Origin of the sequence: Verrucosispora sp. SN26_14.1 (genome assembly GCF_004307965.1) — a bacterium.
Taxonomy (GTDB): Bacteria; Actinomycetota; Actinomycetes; order Mycobacteriales; family Micromonosporaceae; genus Micromonospora.
Genome location: NZ_SISL01000649.1, coordinates 1 through 2,558, shown reverse-complemented (window position 1 = coordinate 2,558; position 2,558 = coordinate 1). Strand labels below are relative to the sequence as shown.

General features: G+C 74.3%; 2 protein-coding genes and 1 pseudogene. All 3 read left to right on the top strand.

Going from position 1 to position 2,558, the window contains the following annotated elements; translation table 11 throughout:
* Positions 1–821 (top strand): amidohydrolase family protein (locus EYA84_RS30405; protein WP_131057662.1); only part of this gene is annotated, 821 nt, incomplete at its 5' end.
* Positions 822–886: 65 nt separating this feature from the next.
* The gene (locus EYA84_RS30400; RefSeq protein WP_131057660.1) at positions 887–2,347 is read left to right on the top strand and encodes an argininosuccinate lyase; all 1,461 of its coding nucleotides are present in this window, start codon (positions 887–889) and stop codon (positions 2,345–2,347) included.
* Positions 2,344–2,558: pseudogene (locus EYA84_RS30395) on the top strand (hypothetical protein); the annotation flags it as partial. The gene EYA84_RS30400 and the pseudogene EYA84_RS30395, both read left to right, overlap by 4 nt.

Genomic DNA, 2,558 nt, shown 5'->3' with positions numbered 1-2,558 from the left:
CCTGCCGCCCCGCCCCGTACGCGCGGGCGTGGCGGCAGGCGTGGTCGTTCCCGGAACCGGAGCCGCCCGCCGCGCACTGGCCGGACGAGGCCGACCGGTGGGCCGACGAGTTGCGCCGGGTGGGCGTACGCCGGGCGGTGTTCGTCACCGGCGGCGGCAACGACGCGGTGGCCGACGTGGTCGACCGGCACCCGGACCTGCTGCTCGGCTTCGCCCACCACGACCCGTACGCACCGGACGCCGCGGCCGAGCTGGAACGGGCGGTCACCGAACGCGGCCTGCGCGGGTTGAAGCTGTTCGCGCCGTTGCTGCGCGGCCCGCTCGACGGGCCGGACCTCGATCCGCTCTGGGGCGCCGCGCAGCGGCTCGGTGTGCCGGTGCTGATCCACATCGGGCACTACGGCAGCGCCGGCGGCCTCACCTTCGGCCGGCACGGTGGTCCGGAGGAGCTGGCCCGGATGGCCCGTCGGTTCCCGGAGCTGCCGGTGGTGGTGCCGCACTTCGGCGTGCAGTACGTGCAGGAGCTGCTCTTCACCGCCTGGGGCTGCCCGAACGTGCACGTCGACACCTCCGGCTCCAACCAGTGGGTGCGGTGGATGCCGTACAAGCTGACGCTGGAGGACCTGTTCCGGCGCTGCTACGAGACCATCGGCCCGGAGCGGATCGTGTTCGGCAGCGACTCGTCGTGGTTCCCGCGCGGGTACGTCACCCGCTACCTCGACGACCAGCTCCGCATCTGCCGGGAACTGGGCCTGCCCGACGAGCACCTGCGCGCGATCTTCGCCGGTAACGCCGAGCGCCTGCTCGGGCTGGACGACTGACCGGCCGACCGTCCGGGACGGCCCCCGCGCCGACCCGGCCCGCAGAGGAAGTAAGGAACTCCGTCATGAGCACACCCGCGCTGACCACCTACCAGCGGCACCACCTGCGTCCCACCTACGACCACCACGTCGGGCACCTGTTCCCGGCGATGGTGCGGGCGAGCCAGGCGCACGTGGTGATGCTGACCGAGCAGGGGTTGATCCCCGCCGATCGGGGCGCCCGGTTGCTGCGCGGACTGGCCGAGCTGCGCGCCGACCAGGCCGACGCGCCGCCCTTCGACGGCACCTTCGAGGACACGTACTACCTGGTGGAGAAGCGTCTCGCGGCGGCCTGCGGGATACCCACCTCGGAGCTGGACGTGCAGATGGCGCGCAGCCGCAACGACCTCGACGCCGGGGTGTTCCGGATGCTGCTGCGCGACCAGCTGACCGGCGTGCTCGACCGGGTACTGGCCACCGGCACGGTCGCGCTGGACGCCGCGGACCGGTACGCGGACGTGGTGATCACCGGCTACACCCACCGGCGTCCGGCCCAGCCGACCACCATCGGGCACGCCCTGGCCGGGTACGCCGAGGCGCTGGCCGGGGAGGCGCTCGCCTACGCCGACGTGATCGAGGCGCTCAACGTCTCACCGCTGGGGTCCTGCGCCTTCGCCGGCACCGACCTGGACATCTCCCCCGCCCGGGTGGCCGAGCTGCTCGGCTTCGCGGGTCTGGTGACCAATTCGTACGAGGCGGTGGCCGGCGCCGACCATCTGGTGCGGGTCGGCACCCTCAACGCCCAGGCGCTGGCCACCGGGGCGCGGCTGGCGCGCACCCTGATGGACTGGCTGAGCTGGCAGTGGGTGACCACGCCCGGTGACTTCACCCAGGGCAGCAGCATCATGCCGCAGAAGCGCAACCCGGTGGTGCTGGAGCACCTGGTCTCGTACGCCGGGCAGGCCGCCGCCGACGCCGCCTCGGTGCTGAACAACGTGGGCGCGGCCTGGTGGGAGGACTCGAACAACGCCACCACCGACGTGCAGGTGCGGCTTTGGGAGAGCAACGACCGGGCGGACCGGTTCTTCGCCCTGCTCGGCGGCTTCCTCGCCGAGATCGCGCCGTTGACGCCGCCGTCGGCCGCCGAGATCGTCGCCTCCGGGGCCACCACGACCGCCGCCGCCGACGCCCTGACCCGGCACGGTGTGCCGTTCCGGGCCGCGCACTCGGTGGTGGGTCGGCTGGTGCGCGGCGGTGCCCCGCAGGGCTGGACCGCCGACGATGTGCGGGCCGCCGCCGAGGGGCTGGTTCCCGGCGGGCTCGACGACGCCGCCGTGGACGACCTGATCGCCGCCGCCGTCCGGCCGGAGCTGGTGCTCGGCCGCGCCCAGGCCGACGGGCCGGGCAGCGACGCGGTACGCGCCCAGGTGGCGACGCTGCGAGGCAGCTTCGACGCGGCGCGGGCACGGCTGGCGGCGGTACGCGACCGTCTCGACCGGGCCGACACCGCACTGGACGCGGTCGCCACCGAGATGGCGGCCCGATGAGCGTGCAGCTGGCGCGACCCGAGTCGGGCGCGTACACCGACGGGCTGCTGCTCGGCATCGACTTCGGCGGGACGAAGATGGCCGTCGGGGTCGCCGACCGGCAGGGCCGGCTGATGGCCCGTGAGCGGGTTCCGACGTACGCCGAGCGCGGTGCGCCGCAGGCGCTGGACCGGGCGCTGCGGCTCGCCGCCCGGCTGCTGCCCCGGCTGCT